At 60.3% G+C, this 16,264-nt stretch carries 12 protein-coding genes; 11 read left to right on the top strand and 1 reads right to left on the bottom strand.

Annotation, left to right across the window (positions count from 1 at the left end; all coding sequences use genetic code 11):
• Positions 1-941: 941 nt before the first annotated feature.
• Positions 942-1,586: a nucleoside deaminase gene (locus tag IU452_RS25325; RefSeq protein ID WP_228818678.1), complete on the bottom strand. Its 645-nt coding sequence runs from the start codon at positions 1,584-1,586 to the stop codon at positions 942-944.
• Between the two features lie 885 nt (positions 1,587-2,471).
• Here IU452_RS25325 and IU452_RS39620 point away from each other — a divergent pair.
• The 11 genes from IU452_RS39620 (at position 2,472) to IU452_RS25380 (ending at position 16,024) form a co-directional block, all read left to right on the top strand.
• Positions 2,472-3,488, top strand: a complete 1,017-nt coding sequence (locus tag IU452_RS39620) for a ParB/RepB/Spo0J family partition protein (RefSeq protein WP_195111635.1) — start codon at positions 2,472-2,474, stop codon at positions 3,486-3,488.
• 1,437 nt (positions 3,489-4,925) lie between these two features.
• On the top strand, positions 4,926-5,249 hold the full coding sequence (locus IU452_RS25335; RefSeq protein ID WP_195111636.1) for a Dabb family protein: 324 nt from the start codon (positions 4,926-4,928) through the stop codon (positions 5,247-5,249).
• The gene (locus tag IU452_RS25340; protein ID WP_195111637.1) at positions 5,242-6,675 is read left to right on the top strand and encodes a phenylacetate--CoA ligase family protein; all 1,434 of its coding nucleotides are present in this window, start codon (positions 5,242-5,244) and stop codon (positions 6,673-6,675) included. The genes IU452_RS25335 and IU452_RS25340 overlap by 8 nt, the downstream gene beginning before the upstream one ends.
• Positions 6,675-7,676 (top strand): aminotransferase class IV, encoded by a 1,002-nt coding sequence (locus IU452_RS25345; protein ID WP_195111638.1) that lies wholly within the window; start codon positions 6,675-6,677, stop codon positions 7,674-7,676. The genes IU452_RS25340 and IU452_RS25345 overlap by 1 nt, the downstream gene beginning before the upstream one ends.
• Before the next feature lie 37 nt (positions 7,677-7,713).
• Complete coding sequence (locus tag IU452_RS25350; RefSeq protein ID WP_228818679.1) at positions 7,714-8,355, top strand: prephenate dehydratase domain-containing protein; 642 nt, start codon at positions 7,714-7,716, stop codon at positions 8,353-8,355.
• An 83-nt stretch (positions 8,356-8,438) separates the two neighbouring features.
• A complete protein-coding gene (locus IU452_RS25355; protein ID WP_195111639.1) occupies positions 8,439-10,259 on the top strand; it encodes a flavin-containing monooxygenase in 1,821 nt (606 codons plus the stop codon).
• Between the two features lie 75 nt (positions 10,260-10,334).
• Positions 10,335-11,870, top strand: coding sequence for a GMC family oxidoreductase (locus IU452_RS25360; protein WP_195111640.1), 1,536 nt, complete (start codon positions 10,335-10,337; stop codon positions 11,868-11,870).
• A gap of 14 nt (positions 11,871-11,884) precedes the next feature.
• Complete coding sequence (locus tag IU452_RS25365) at positions 11,885-12,796, top strand: amidohydrolase family protein (protein WP_195111641.1); 912 nt, start codon at positions 11,885-11,887, stop codon at positions 12,794-12,796.
• 224 nt (positions 12,797-13,020) lie between these two features.
• Positions 13,021-14,205: a 3-deoxy-7-phosphoheptulonate synthase gene (locus IU452_RS25370; RefSeq protein WP_416382362.1), complete on the top strand. Its 1,185-nt coding sequence runs from the start codon at positions 13,021-13,023 to the stop codon at positions 14,203-14,205.
• Between the two features lie 122 nt (positions 14,206-14,327).
• On the top strand, positions 14,328-15,512 hold the full coding sequence (aroC, locus tag IU452_RS25375; RefSeq protein WP_195111643.1) for a chorismate synthase: 1,185 nt from the start codon (positions 14,328-14,330) through the stop codon (positions 15,510-15,512).
• Positions 15,509-16,024: a shikimate kinase gene (locus IU452_RS25380; RefSeq protein WP_195111644.1), complete on the top strand. Its 516-nt coding sequence runs from the start codon at positions 15,509-15,511 to the stop codon at positions 16,022-16,024. The genes aroC and IU452_RS25380 overlap by 4 nt, the downstream gene beginning before the upstream one ends.
• Positions 16,025-16,264 lie beyond the last annotated feature (240 nt).

Genomic DNA, 16,264 nt, shown 5'->3' on the forward strand with positions numbered 1-16,264 from the left:
CGTTCGCTGTTCGGCTGGCGTGCACGCGAGTTGGCCATCGTGGCCACACGCCTCATCGAGGGACTGCCAGCTGCCGCGAACAGCTCAGCAAATCTTTCTGCAAAGACATCTCTTGGTGAAGTCACCTTCACCTCATCAGATGCCGCAGCGTTCCCCCTTATCACAAGTACACCCCTAGTTGCGAAACCACGAACTTCTCGTCAGCGAGACGGTGCCCGGAGAGCTGCTCTGATCTCGGCAACAGTCGAACTGATTGGCCCCAGATGGTAGCAGCGTCGCGATGGCCGCAGTCCGAGACACGGCTGACTGCTGAGGGGCGGGTGACATCGCCAGGTGTCGGACCGAGCGTGTGGTCGCCGGAAGTGCCCGGCGGCAGCACTTCCCAGGTATATGGCCCAGGGTGCAGCGGATTGGCAACGAGTAAGCAACCGATCATGACCCAGCGAGCGATCGGGTGACGGCATTGTGCAGCGATAGCAGTGCCGCTGACTGCGTAATGGGTGCAGGCTTTGGAAGGCTGTATGTGGCGCACGAGTAGGGCTTCCACTGGTGTTAGCAAATCATCTGCCGATGCTGCGCGCTGGCCAAGAGGCACGAACCACGCGACAGTGGGGCCGTGGCTCACGGGTGAGCCTAATGGCGAGGTACCGCAACGCGACTACCGCAGCCGGTGCGGGCGGCACCAGATCGGATCTGAGACATGAGCATGTTACTGCGCGCTGGGACACCAGCCGCCGCTAGCGTCACAGTGGATAGCGGTTGTTGAAGCGCGACGCGCAAAGTCATACCGTCATCCGATACGCTAGCGGCCATCGCACCATCAACCTAGGACGGTCTCCTCCTCTGCAATCGCGTGTACCGCAGATGTCATTGGTGGCGGATAGAGCAAGCGCGCTGTTGAAGTTGGACACGGCCCCACAGTTTCAGAAGGCACGATCGAATTAGCGTGGACGTGTTTGGAAGATGATGTCCATGATTTCGGCGCCAACACCGCCTAACAGATATTCGGGCTGGTAAATCTCATGCGCTCGCGCAGCCAGCTCGGTTGCGCTGATAGCGATCTGGCCTACGCCTGATTTTCGGATTGTCTCGACAGAACTGGCCCACACCACGCGGGGGATCTTTGCCCAAGCAATCATACTAATGCACATGGCACAGGGCTCACCTGTGGTATATAGTGTAGTGTTCGACCAGTCGGTATTTCCGTACCGCTCGATATACGCATTGATCGCGACAACCTCCCCATGGTATCCCGGGTGGGCCGAACTATTATTGACTCCTTCCGCCATGAGTCGCCCGCTGTTGTCGACGATAACTGCTCCGAAAGGGTATCGCGGGTTGCTTGCCGCATTGCGGATCGCATGCATCATCTGTAGTTCATGGAATTGCCGTTGGGTCGCAGTCGGCCGGTAGTTGTCAAGGCGGCTCAGTGCAGTTTGTGTGGGTTCATCCAGCTCATACCTATCGGCTGCTGAACCCGTGCTTGGGGCGGTCGCGATCAGTGCCGTTACCGATGCGGTTAGCGCTAATGCAGCCGTGCGTCGTGGGACGGGCGATGGGGCGGGATTGGAAGTAGCTAGCTCCATGGTCATACTTTGCCATGACGCTTGGGTCTGAACAGTGGATGCGGATAGCTGTCAGTAGCTCACAGGTGATCAACAGCAGTATTGGCGCCGGGTGCAGTCGGAAAATTTTCGTGGTGTGACTGCCTCTGGGTGTCCAGCCGACGGTTCTCCGAGCTGAGGTCGGTTAGAACTCGTCGGCTGTCTGGAGTGCCCGGTCCGGGCAGCCAGTCCCCCGATCTATGCCCGGCCCGGGCATTAGATCACTATCCTGAGCAGGGAGTTCTCTGCCAGGTCGACGAGTGCTGTGTCACGGATGCCGGTTCTGAATACGATGGCGTCGAACCGACTGCGTTGGTCCGTCAGGGGACTGTCGTGCATATGGAAATTCCGGAGGATGCATTGCTCTTTGCGCCCGCTCTCAGTCATTCAAGGCGAAACGATCTCTCGCGCGTACTGCGGAGTCCGAGACTCGTCGATCGTGTACGCACCCACCCGTGGTGAAGGTCGAACGTCCTAATCGTGGGTAGCGGTGCGTCGGCCTTAACAGTTTGGAGGGGAAAGACCGACGCACCGCTCCAATCCGCCGCCAACACGCGCACCATACATCGGTGTGCGTTGCCGCGCTTCATGCCAGGAGGGTGTGGTTGTCCGTTATTCCTTTGGCAGGATCCGGAATGACGGAAACGGCCGAAATCTAGTAATTCGTCGAGCGACAGCTGGTGGGGTCTTCGTCACGAGCTGAAATTGTCGAGTTGCGATAGGAAATGCAAGTCTGGTGGCCAAATGGAGTGTCCGGCTCGGCACTGAGGCTCGTTAGCGATGCGAAGGAGCGGATGTGTTACAAGCCAACTGCTGCCGAGGCTGCACAGGAAATCTGGCCCATTCAATGGGCCCGCAGGGGGAATAATGAGTACTGCTGGGAATGCCGGTTCGCCCGTCGTCAGAGCCCTTTCCGCGACGGGGTCGGTATGCGACCTTTCGCGGTGTTCAGATGTTGTTGATCTTCCGATATCCGACGTGTTGCCGGCGGATTCACCACCGCGAAGAACAGGAGTGAATACGAGCCATATAAGTATGCTAGCTGAATCGGCGGTTGCGTTTCCCCCGATTGTCGTCCAAAGATCGACGATGCAGGTCGTCGACGGCTGGCATCGATTGCATGCGGCTCAGCTGCGCGGTGAAACGACCATTGCGGCGGTGTTCTTCGATGGCGGTCCCGCGGATGCCTTTGTTCTGGCAGTGAAACTGAATGCGGCACATGGCTTGCCGTTGTCGCTTGCTGACCGGAAAGCCGCCGCGGCCCGGATTCTCTCGTCGTATCCGGACTGGTCGGACCGTTCGATCGCCGTGACCGTTGGTATTTCGCACCATACGGTCGCTGCCATCCGCAGGCGGTCGACTGGGAGATCTGCCCAGTCGACCAGTCGGATAGCGCGCAACGGCGTGTGGCATCGACCCAATGGGCAACAAGGTCGTCAACGTGCTGTCGAGCTGTTCACTGCGGACCCAGACGCGTCGGCACGGAAGGTTGCCTCGTTAGCTGGCATCTCGGTCACCACAGCGAAGGAAGTACGCAAGCTATTGCGGGCCGGTCGGCGACCCGTGTCATCACGGGAGCCCGCGGTGGTCGGGTCTCTCACATCCGAACCTCCGCATGAGCCTACCGGAGACGTTAGCGCGCCCGTCCCAACCAGGACCGACGCTGCCGAGTTGTTACAGCGGCTGCGTAGGGACCCCTCACTGCGTTTCAATGAAACCGGGCGCAAGCTTCTGCGCTGGCTAGAGAATCCCTTCGGAGAAGTCATAGATTGGGATTCAATTATTGAGAATATTCCTAGCCACTGCACTCCAAGCGTTGCCGAACTTGCTCGGCAACGCTCCCGAGATTGGCAACGACTGGCACACTTACTCGATCAACGCTGAGGCCGTGTCTTACGTGTATGTGGTTCGTCTTGCGGTGGGCCGTATCTGGTTGTGCCGCATAATCTTCGACTCGTGGTCGATGAGTTGTCGAAACGCCTTATGTTGGACGGGCTCTGGGAGCGGGTGGAGCCGCTGTTGCCGGAGTTCAGTCCGCGCAAGCAGGGCGGTGGTACCACGCCGGCGGGCCAGTGAGCGGTGTGCACGGCGATGGTGTACGTACTGCACTGGCCAGTGGGTGTGCGTGGCGGCTGCTGCCACCATCGTTCGGGGTAAGCATGCCGCCCGTGCATCGCCGATTCAGCGTGTCGACCGAGGCCGGTGTTTGACGGCGACTACTCCGGGTTGTGCTGGGTGAGTTGGGCAGCCGCCGCTTGATCGGCTGGCCTCGGGCGGTGATCGACGCTGCGCCGGTGCAAGCGGAAAAGGGGCGATATGACCGGACCGAGCCCGGTCGACCGCGGCAAGTCCAGCTCCAAGATCACGTTGCTGTTCGATTGTGCGAGAAACCCTCTGTCTGTGGGCATTTCGGCGGCCAATAGCAACTACGGCGAGGGCTGGTGCGGCGTCCCGGCCGTGTGCTTGCTATGCGCGTGGTACGTGCCATGCCTTGAGGAAGTAGGGCCGATGCGGCGCGAAAGACTGGACAACCGCTAGTCCTTTTTGATGGTTGGTGATAGATTAATTTTCGCGTTGATCGGTGAACGTATGGCATGTTCATTTCGGGGAGTTTAATTCATTTTCATTGTCAAGTCGGCTTCTTCCGGACGCTTGCGTTCGGGTATGGATCGCATGCGGCAGCTAATTCCGGCGTGTGATTCCTCGCCGGAGAGCAGCTTCTTAAGCGGAGGTAACACTCATGAGTGTCGAAAATTTAAGAGAATTTGACGCAAACCTCGACAGAGCGGCGCAGGAACGGTTTCTGGTTACGCTTTGGCGGAATATTGCGCAGCAATCGTCGAGAACTGTCAATAATTCAGGTGCTCGAATCCAGTGGGCTTCCTCCTGTGAGGTGAAAAGCTAAGTGATGAATTTGCTATATGGCCCAATGGTAATACTAGGACGATTGCAGAAGCCGATACTGACGGCGAAACCGTGCGATGGGCATTGGTGCGGTCAAAATCTGTGCACCACGTAGCGTAAGGCTCCGCCGGTGGATCATATTTGGTTGTGTCCCAAAGTGCGCGGATATCCATAACTTTGAGACCGAGATAAAGCGAGGTAAGAGCGAACCTATTCGTGTTGTGGAGACGCGCGTGGTTTCACTTCGAAGAATGCGGGGATGTTCGATTTCAAAGTGTCGATTGCGCCCCCTCTCTGGCAAAGTTGCACTATGCGCGCCTCGCGTGAAGTTGATCGCTGGAACAATATGAGTAACATTCCTTTGATAAGTCTTACGCAAGAAAGTTTCCGCTAATCTCGATATGAGGGAGTGGTCGTATGACGGTACGCCACATCGTGCTTTTCACTCTCAACCCTGGGGTCGGGAGGAGTGATGCGCGGGTAGCAGCAGCCGCAGCGCTTTCGGAGTCACATCGCGAGCACATTCCTGAAATCCTTGAGTGGTGGACAGGATTCGACTGCGGAAATCGGTCTATTTCTGCTGATTTCGCGGTCATGGGCAGATTCGAAGATATGGACGCTGTCGCTCGCTATCTCGAACATCCGCACCACCGCGAAGGAGTTTCGGCCTGGAGCTCTGTTGCATCGTGGACTGTGATCGATTTGAACGATCGAGAAATCGAGAGGGCACATAATGTATGAACTGTTAAATGCCGATACGGAGCGATTTTCCCGCGAAACGCTGTCTCGTCACCTGGCATTCGAACGCGCAGAGTGGAATGCCGCAAGCCTCAGGCTCCATCAAACTGCCGCGGTACGTCGAACTCTGGAGCATGTCACTACGGGGTCCAAATTTTATAAACACCATCTCTCCCTAGCGCTCGATCGCCATCCGGTGAATGAGGTAACTCTCGAATCGCTTGAGACGTTCCCCTTCACGACGAAGAATGATCTCAGAGAGCACGGGCTTGAGGTGCTGTCAAAACCGATCAGCGAGGCGTGGATCTTCTACGAAACGACTGGCACCACAGGCAAAGCCACGCCCTGCCCGCGGGACAACGTCGACAGCACTGTCAGTAACACCGCGCTTACTGTGAACTACGCCAGCATCCTGCGCCGGCACTCTCGAAAGCACGTGGTTGGGGTCATGGGGCCGACCGAACTTCATTCGACCGGCGATGCGTTCGGTGAGGTCTTCCGCAACTTGGGCCATTGTGTTGTCAAAATGTGGCCTCACTCGCCAGTGGTGGGATACCAACGTGCCTTGGAGGTTATGGCCGAAATCGGTGTGACAGCACTTGTCTGTACTCCTGGTATGGCTATGGCACTCGCGCGGGAAGCGATCGAGAGTGGTTACTCGATTTCAGATTTCGACCTGGACTTCATCATGGTCGTGGGCGAGCTAGTAACTCCCGCGTTGCTGTCCAATATTGAGTCCGTCTGGTCCACAACGGTATACAACTGCATGTACGCTTCCCAGGAAGCCAGCATAATGGCGGCTGTCCGCGACGATGGTCAGCTCCGGACAGTCCCGCTGAACAATTACTACGAGATCGTTGATCCTGATTCCGGTCGTCGAGTCTTGCCTGACAAGGCTGGTGAGCGGGTCGGCGAACTTGTCGTTACGCACCTCTTTCAGGGATGCAAGCCACTCATTCGATACCGCACCGGCGATATGGTTCGTCTCCGTCCCAGCGGTGAGGGTGCTCGTTATCCCTCAGATATCATGACGCCACTGGGGCGTGTCCGTGACGTGACAGAGATCGGCGGCACGGCGTTTACTGCCTACGCCCTCGAGCAGGTCGTGCTCGAGGGCATACATGGCTGCTACGGCTATCAGATTGTCATTGACAGCGCCGTAGAAGCCCAAGGTGACTGCGTGCAGGTCGTCTTCGAGTTCTTGGACGATCGCGTCACCGAGGCCTTCGATGTGCAGGCCTGCGCCGCCCGTATTGGCGAAGCCTTAGGTGCAAGTACGTCTGTCAAGGTTGGGGCGATCGGAACCATCGCTACCACAGGTGCGATGGTGAGCTGGAAGGCCTCTCGGGTACATGATAAGCGCGCTGCCGAGGACCCTGAGCGTTGTGCAGCATTGGCTATTGCCTTGCAGCGAGACGGAGCCCGGTGATGACGCCTTCCATCTCATCGAGTTCCCTCGTGCTCAACCCGGTGATTGAGGGCCCGGTGTCGGGCACCCCCATCTGCTGGGTAGGTGGGAAATGGACGAGAATTTCCGGGTACGGGCTCACCATCGCAACTCAGGGACTGCACTACGGCACGGGCGTTTTCGAGGGGATTCGCGCCTATTGGAGCGAGCGGGATGGATGCGCATATGTTGTCAGGCTGTCGGAACACATCGACCGGCTTTTCGAGAGCTGCCGACTCGTGCGTATTGATCCCGGGGTGACGGCCGTCGAGATTCGGGATATTGTTCTGGAGATCGTTGAACGCAACGGATACCAAGGCGACCTCTATATCCGTCCGATTGCTTTCAAGTCCCGGCTCGCTGCCGGGACGCCCTTCGGAGTCGGACTCGACGGCGTCGAGGACCTGGCCGCAGTGTATGCGACTCCAATGCCGGCGAAGAAGGAGCTCGGCAGCATCCGATGCGGCGTCTCGAGATGGCGGCGAGTTCCCGGGGATTGTATTCCCGCTCGTGCAAAAATAACGGGCTCTTATGTTAACATTGCCCTTGCCGTGGACGAGGCTCGGTCAGCTGGTCTCGATGATGCGATTCTGCTGAATACGCGAGGGACGGTATCAGAGGCCAGCACCGCAAACGTTTTTGTGGTTTCACAGGGCGAACTAGTGACGCCAACCCTCGACTGTGATGTTCTCGGGGGGCAAACGCGCGCTTGCGTCCTCGAACTAGGCGCAGATTTGGGAATTCCGACTGTCGAAAGACCTGTGGACGTTTCCGAACTAGATACCGCCGAGGAAATTTTTCTCACAGGCACGGCCTGCGAGGTCACTGCAGTGGTGGAGATCAATGGCCGGTCGGTTGGTGCGGGTCGGCCCGGACCGACCACGAAAGCGATCTTCGAGGCCTACCGCTTGAGCGTTCACCGTGATGGCGATCTACACCATTCCTGGACGACAAAGGTCCGACTTGGTTCTCACTCTATCTAGCCCGGTAGAATTTTCGTCGCTGAAGGAGATTTTCGTCATGTCCACGCTCAGTTCACCGGTAATCGATCTCGCGCTCCCGCATACCCGCGACGGTTTATTGCGGGGAATCGCTACGCTCGGGCCAGCGGGTACCAGTAGCGAACAATCGGCACGGTACCTGAGCGATTACCTCAGTGCGAGCTGGCAGGACTGTCGGATTGACAAGCCTGTGCCCATCGACCTATACCCACAATATGAGGAAGCTGCGCAAGCGGTCGTAAACGGTCGCAGTTCATTACTGTTGGTTGCAAACGCTTATCATGCAATATCCACCTTCTATATGGATTCGAAGCTCTCGATCGTCGGTGCGTATTGCTTCGATACTCCGCAGTACGGCATTGCGTCGCGGTCGGGCGTGCTTCCTGATGGTGAGTTGACGATTGCCAGTCACCCTGCTCCAATCCCACTCATCAACCAACTTCTTGCGGGGACAAAGGCCTCCGCCGGTCGCGTGGTGAGGATGGACTCGACGAGTGCGGCCGCTCGGTCCGCTGCCGGTGGTGATGTCGATGTTGCGTTGACAACAGCTCCAGCCGCAAGTTTGTACGGACTGAAATTTGTTACACGGACTCGAAATATTCGCATGCTCTGGTCGGTATTCGCCGCCGCCACAGACGAACGCCGATTTGGCGAGCTCTGACCGCCCATCGCCGCGACCAGAAGGATGTTTGGGAACATGCCTGCCTGCGGTGACGGCCGCCCTGCAAGAAAGGTAAGAAACCGATGACGCCGAGCATCGAGTCGGACGGGATCGATCAGGTGAGCGCCGACATGGGCGCCTTGCGCCAGAAGTACCGCGTCGAGCGTGACAAGCGGCTTCGGTCTGACGGGAGCCGCCAGTACGTCCGACTGGAGAACCAGTTGGCCAACTCCCTCGACGACCCTTACACACCGGTGGCAGCTCGCCCACCGCAGACCGATCACACGACCGTTGTGTGCATCGGTGGCGGTTTTGCAGGTCTGGTGACGGGAGCCCGTCTGAGGGAGGCAGGGGTCAATGGGGTCCGTATCATCGAGCAGGGCGGTGACTTCGGTGGAACCTGGTATTGGAATCGATACCCAGGCGCCCAGGCCGACACCCACTCCCTCGTGTATTTGCCACTGCTCGAGGAAACAGGCTACGTACCTACTGAGAAGTACGCCCACGGCCCCGAAATCCTGGAGCACTGCCGCCGGATCGGCAAGCACTACGACTTGTACGCCGACGCGCTGTTCCACACAACCGTGACTAAGGTGACCTGGGATGACGTCGGCTCACGCTGGGTTATCCAAACCGACCGGGGCGACCGGGTCACGGCTCAGTTCGTGGTAATGGGCATCGGTCCGCTCAACGTTCCCAAGCTGCCTGGGGTCCCCGGCATCGACCGGTTCCGGGGCCACTCCTTCCACACCAGCAGGTGGGACTACTCCTACACCGGTGGAAGCCCTGCGGGAGACCCCATGGACCGACTCGGCGACAAGCGCGTCGCCATCATCGGCACCGGGGCTACTGCCGTGCAGTGCGTGCCCCACCTCGCCGAGGCTTGTAGGGAGCTCTATGTATTCCAGCGCACCCCCTCTTCGGTCGATGTCCGCAACAACGAGCCCATCGATCCGCAGTGGTTCCATCAGATGGCCACGTCCGGCTGGCAGCAACGGTGGATGGAGAACTTCGCCGCCAACTACTCGGGCCGTAGCGTCGCCGAAGACTTGGTGATGGACGGCTGGACTGCCCCCGCCAAGCGCATCCAGGCAGTCATCAGCCAGCTCCCTGCTGCGGCGCGGACTCCCGAGACGCTGGCCAAGGTTCGCGAGAAGGCCGACTTCGAGAAGATGTCCCAAATACGGGCTCGGGTCGACGCAGTGGTCAAGGACCACGACACGGCGCAGCAGCTCAAGGCGTGGTATTCCCAGATGTGCAAACGCCCGTGCTTCCACGACGAGTACCTGAAGTCCTACAACCGGCCGTCGACTCACCTAGTGGATACCGATGGCAAGGGGATCGAAGGCATCACCGAGGCCGGAGTGATGGCGTGCGGGCGCGAGTGGGTGGTCGACTGCATCATCTACGCCTCCGGATTCGAGGTCGCGACCCCCTTCACTTTCCGCGCCGGATATGAGGTCACGGGCCGAGGTGGGCTCACCCTCAGTGACCATTGGGCGGAAGGTATGCGGACCTTTCACGGCTCACAAGTCCGCCACTTTCCAAACGCCTTCGTCGTCCAGCCATTCCAGGGAGCGAACTTCCTGACCAACATCCCCCACGACATCGCCGAATCGGCCAAGACAATCACCTCCATAGTGCGACGCACCCTGGATGGAGGGCATCGCGAGGTGGAGCCCTCCCAAGCAGCTGAGCAAGCGTGGATCGACCTGGTGCTGTCCGGCGCGGGGAGCTTCCAGAGTTCTCTGGAATGCACTCCAGGCCTCTACAACAACGAGGGCAATCCGGATGAACCTTCTCACCAACTGAACTCCGGCTACCCCGATGGGCCGCTGGCCTACTACGAGTACATCCAGCGCTGGCGCGCGCTAGGGACCTTCGACGAGCTGGAGTTTCGGTGACTGCGAGGGTAAATCCTGGCAGATGCCGCCGGGATTGGTTGACGAGAAGGCAGAACAACAGACACGAGGTGCGACATGGTTAACGGTGGTTGGGACATGATCGTGGTGGGAGCCGGGTCAGCCGGTGCGCCGCTCGCGGTGCGCTCGGCCCAGCAGGGTAAGCGGGTCCTCTTACTGGAGGCTGGCCCGGACTACCGGGCAGAGCAACTGCCGGAAGTGTGGCGCTCCCCGAATCCAATGGTCGCTCGGCTCGATCCCGCCGCAGCGACCGGACTGGTGTGGGAGGGGCTGGAATCCTCCCGGACCGAGAAGCAGCAGCAGGCGCCGTACCGGCGAGGTCGGGGTGTCGGGGGCAGCTCGTCGATCAATGGGCAGATTGCTATCCGACCGCCGGTGGAAGAGTTCGACGACTGGGTGAGCTCGGGCGCAATCGGCTGGTCACCCAGCGAGGTTCTGCCGTATTTCGCGAAGTTGGAGAACGACGAGGAGTTCGGAGAGGCCCCTTACCACGGGCTCAGCGGCCCCACTCCTATCTATCGGACTCCACAGGAGCAGTGGGGCGGGGTCGACTCAGCCCTCGCCCGGTCAGCGCTCGCTGCGGGCTATTTGTGGACGCCGGATGTGAACGCGCCGGGCGCGACCGGTGTGTCGCCGTTCCCGATCAACTCACGCTCAGGCCGCCGGGTGTCGGTAAACGATTCCTATCTGGAAGGGGCTCGAGACCTAGCTAGCCTGACCATCCGGGGTGATGCGCTGGTTGACCGAGTCGTGATCGCGGGCAACCGCGCCGTCGGGGTCCGCGTCGTTGCGGACGGTTCGGCGGTGACCGAATACGCCGATACCGTGGTGCTCTCTGCAGGGGTGATTCACTCTCCAGCGATCCTGCTGCGATCTGGCGTGGGGCCGGCTGCCGAGCTGCGCTCTCTCGACCTTGAGGTCCACGCCGACCTGCCCGTGGGACGTGGCCTACAGGACCATCCGATGGCGGTGGTGTCGCTGCCGCTGACCAAGGCTGCGGCACCGAAGTCACAGCACGACCGGCACACCAATGTCTGTGTCCGCACCGGCTCGGAATCGGGGCGGTACTCCAACGATCTGATGTTCGTCTCTGACAACCAGACCGGTCCAGGGCTGGGGGCGTTCAGGGTGTGGCTCAACCAAAGCTACTCGCGCGGTCTGCTGACACTGACCTCGCTCGACCCCGCGGCGCAACCGCTGGTGCGTGCGCAGATGCTCTCTGATCGCCGTGACCTGCGCAGGTTGCGCGAGGGGGTGCGGACGGCGGTCGAGCTGGCCCGTCGCCCGGAAACGAGGCAGATCCTGGCGGGACCGCTGGAGCAGGTGAATGAGGCCCTATTCGCAGTGTTGGACGACGACAGCGAGCTCGACGACTACCTGTTGGCGAGTGTTGCCGATCCTGGACACAGCACCAGCACTTGCCGGATGGGCACTCCGGGACACCCGGACACGGTCGTCGACCCGTCCTGCCAGGTGGTGGGAGTGGATGGCCTGCGGGTGATCGACGCATCGATCTTCCCGTCGGTACCGCGCGCGAACACCCACCTGACAGCCATCATGGTCGGTGAACTGATGGCCGACCGGCTCGACTGAGACCGCTCATATTGATGACAGACAGCGATAGGCAGGCGACAATGCCGGACCACGGTGTTCCGTTCATAGATTCTCACGTCCACCACTGGGACCCCGCGAAGCCCGACTGGTACCCGTATCTGGCCCCTGGTGCGGAACTGCCCGAAATGGGCCTGGGCGACATAACCGCCATGCAGCGGCTCTATGACCAGGACACATACCTTGCCGAAGCCCGGCCGTGGCAAATCAAGGGATACGTGCACGTCAGCGCAGCGACCGGCGCTGGTATGCACCTCTCCGAGACCGATGCGATGGAGGAGCTCGCTGTTCGGACAGGACTGCCCGCGGCGATCGTCGGCACGGTCGACCCAGCTTCCGGCATTGCCGACATCGCCGCCGAGCTGGACCGCCAGACCGCTTGCCCGCACTTCCGAGGAATCCGCATCATGGAGGGGCTGGAGTACGACACGACACGCGCGGCAGAGATCCTGGGTCTGGTGGCAGAACGCGGCCTCGTTTATGACTCCGTGGTGCATCCGGACACGATGCTTGCAGCCGCGCGGACGCTCGAAAAGTTTCCCGATCTGCCGGTCGTAGTCGAGCACACCGGGGGCCCGACCCGCCCCAACGATCCGGCCGAGCGCGCGGCCTGGGAGCAGGGCATTACGGTGCTGGCCGAGCGCCCGTTGACGACGGCCAAGTTCAGCGGTCTACCGATGGTGCTGCACCGGATCTCGGTGGATGCGTTTCGTCCGTGGTTCGAGCATCTCATAGCAGCATTCGGCACCGGACGGGTGCTGGTCGGGTCGAACTTTCCGGTGGACGGGCTCTATGGCACCCTGTCGCAACTGCTTGACACTTATCTGGAGCTCGCCCGACCTCTCGGCCCGGTTGCGGTGGCGGACCTATTCGCGGATACAGCATGCCGCGTCTACTTGAAGCGGTGACCATGGGTTGGCGTTACGAGACCGCTTCGTATTCGATGCCGAGCCACACAACCGTCCGGAACCACGATTCGAATCGAAGGTCCTGACCGGTAGTCGGCCACGTAGTACCGTGTGCCGAATCCTTCTTGAGAATGCTTGCCGCCTGAGTCAGCGTTGATCCTGTTCGCCGCAGCGGGTACCGCGTCCCACGCCACTAAGGAAATCTGTGCCCGTCGCTTATTCATTTGGAGATATCAGTGAGCACTACCCTGCTCGACTTCGATCAAAAACCGGCCTTGCAGCAACCGCAATGGGAAGACTCGGCGCGCCTGCAGCTAGTGAGGTCAAAGCTTGCCGCTAGTCCAGCGCTTGTCAACATCGATGATGTTCGGAAGCTCAAAACATTGCTGGCTCGTGTCGCAATGGGCGAGTCAAACGTGTTACAAGCGGGTGATTGTGCGGAGGATCCGGCTGAATGCACCCCGGTTTACATCACCCGCAAGGCTGGGCTGTTGGATATGCTTGCAGGCGCGTTGACCATGACCACACACAAGCCGGTACTGCGGGTTGGTCGCATCGCCGGGCAATTTGCCAAGCCCCGATCCAGTCCAACCGAGCAGGTAGGTGACCTCGAATTGCCCGTATACCGGGGACATATGGTCAATAGCCCGGAACCCGATCTCGCGCTCAGGTACCCCGATCCGGAGCGAATGCTGACTTGCTATACGGCAGCGCGCGATGCTGTGGGCTACCTGGGGTGGAATGTTGATGGCGGACTGATCGATATCGGTGCGCGGATATGGACCAGCCACGAAGCCCTGCTGCTCGACTATGAGATTCCTTTACTGCGACCCGATTCCGAGGGCGGGCTGTGGTTAGCGTCCACACATTGGCCTTGGATTGGTGAGCGGACCCGTCAAGTGGATGGGGCCCATGTCGCTTTGTTGGCCAAGGTTGTGAATCCGGTGGCATGCAAGGTCGGTCCGCGTATGGAGATCGAAGAATTGCTGGCGCTGTGTGAACGGCTCGACCCGGACCGCGAGCCGGGGCGGCTCACCCTGATCGCTCGCATGGGTGTTGAGTCCGTTGTCAAGCAATTGCCCGAGCTGGTCAGTGCGGTTTGTGCCGCAGAACACCCTGTCATTTGGCTCACCGACCCTATGCATGGAAATACAGTTACCACGTCTCGCGGACTCAAAACCCGTCTGCTTGAAACTATCACACGAGAGATCCGGGAATTTCAGAACGCGGTGCAGGGCGCCGGTGGTGTAGCGGGTGGACTGCACCTGGAAACGACGCCTGACTTCGTGACTGAATGCGTCCCGAGTGCGGCACAGGTCGACCACATCGGAAACAAGTACACCAGCTTCTGCGACCCGAGACTCAATCCGCAGCAGGCACTTTTCGTGGTGTCGGCGTGGCAGGGCTGATCGCTGCGACACCATCAGCAGAGGACAAACATGAAAGGCATCCGCACCTTGAGTCGTACTCTTTGCCGGTCTGGGAACGGCGCCCACGTTTTCGTCGCGCTGGCAGAAGAGGTGTCGGCGGTATGAGTAGGTTGCGATGGCTCACTTCGGGTGAATCGCACGGTCCAGCGCTTGTGGCGACTCTGGAAGGGTTGCCGTCCGGGGTCCCTGTCACATCGAGCCTTGTGGCCGACGCGTTGGCACGACGGCGGCTAGGGTACGGTCGCGGAGCCAGAATGAAATTCGAACGTGACGAGATCGCCCTGCTCGGCGGTGTACGGCACGGGCATACGATTGGATCCCCAGTAACGATCATGGTGGGGAACACCGAATGGTCCAAGTGGAACACGGTGATGGCCGCTGATCCGGTAGACGAGGTTGCTCTGGCGGGGTTGGCAAGAAATGCCCCGCTGACCCGACCTAGGCCAGGCCACGCTGATCTGGCGGGAATGCAAAAGTACGGTTTCGCCGACGCCAGACCGGTTCTGGAGCGCGCCTCCGCGCGCGAGACCGCCGCCCGCGTGGCTTTGGGAGCGGTGGCCCGCTCGTACCTGCGGGAAACGGTCGGAATTCAGATCGTCTCGCACGTGGTGGAGCTCGCCGGGGTCAGAATTCCGCGCGATCTTTGGCCTACGCCAGCCCAATTGGATCAAATTGATGCTGATGCGGTTCGGTGTATGGACCCGGAGACCAGTAAGGCGATGGTCGATGAAATCGACCGTGCACGTCGCCACGGCGACACTGTTGGCGGTGTTATCGAGGTGCTGGCGTACGGCGTACCGGTCGGTCTCGGCTCGCACGTGCACTGGGATCGGCGCATCGATACGCGACTGGCCGGCGCCCTCATGGCGATCCAGGCGATCAAGGCGGTCGAGTTCGGCGACGGTTTCGACCTCGCGCGAGTGCCAGGTTCGCAGGCGCACGACGAGATCGTGGCGACGGAGAACAGAATCCGCCGCGCTTCGGACCGCTCCGGTGGGACTGAAGGTGGTCTGACGACCGGTGAATTGCTACGGATGCGCGCCGCGATGAAACCGATTGCCACCGTACCGAATGCGCTATCCACAGTGGATGTGCGGACAGGTGAACCATCGAAGGCCCACCATCAACGCTCGGACGTCTGTGCGGTGCCGGCCGCCGGTGTCGTAGCCGAAGCAATGGTCGCGCTGATGTTGGCCGACGCGGTGGCGGAGAAGTTCGGCGGCGACAGTGTGGCCGAGACTCGCCGGAACGTACAGGGGTTCCTCGACCATCTCCCGATCCGATGACCGCGCCACTGGTGGTATTGGTGGGCCCGCCCGGAACGGGCAAAACCACCGTGGGCATGCTGGTTGCCGAGCGGCTCGGCGTCGCCTTCCGCGATAGCGACGCCGATATTGTGGCGATGGCGAGAAAACCTATCCCGCAGATCTTTTCGGAGGATGGTGAACCCCACTTTCGCCTGCTAGAACGAGGTGCGGTGCGGGTCGCCGTCGCCGCACACCGGGGAGTGTTGGCTCTGGGAGGCGGGGCAGTGACCGACGAGGACACCCGGGCATTGTTGAGAGGGCTACCCGTGGTGTTTCTGGACGTCGACCTCAACGAAGCCATCAGGCGATTGGACCTGGATACGCCACGCCCCCTGCTAGCACTCGACCTGAGGCAGCGGTGGCGGAAATTGATGGAGCAACGCCGCCCGCTCTATTGCGAAGTCTCTCGTGTTGTCGTCTCTACCTCCGGCCGTACGCCAGATCTGGTGGCCGATGCGGTGATAGCCGCACTGGAACTTGCGAGAGCTTGAGGGCCAAGGGCTATTTGGTCATTACTGTGTGAGCGTGGCTCCACCCAACAGGTATGAAATAGGGGCCACCCGCATCGCCAACCGGGCTAGCGCGGTCTGGGGAGCGAGGTATCGCGTGTCGGTCTAGCATCCGTCGACGACGGCCAAATTTGGGCCCGGGTGTCTATGTTTCAGACAGTCGATCATCCGGGCTGCATTCAGGCACTATCCACGCGCTGCGGTGTTTGTGGGAAACGTCGC

This window comes from Nocardia transvalensis (genome assembly GCF_015477765.1).
Classification (GTDB): Bacteria; Actinomycetota; Actinomycetes; order Mycobacteriales; family Mycobacteriaceae; genus Nocardia; species Nocardia transvalensis_A.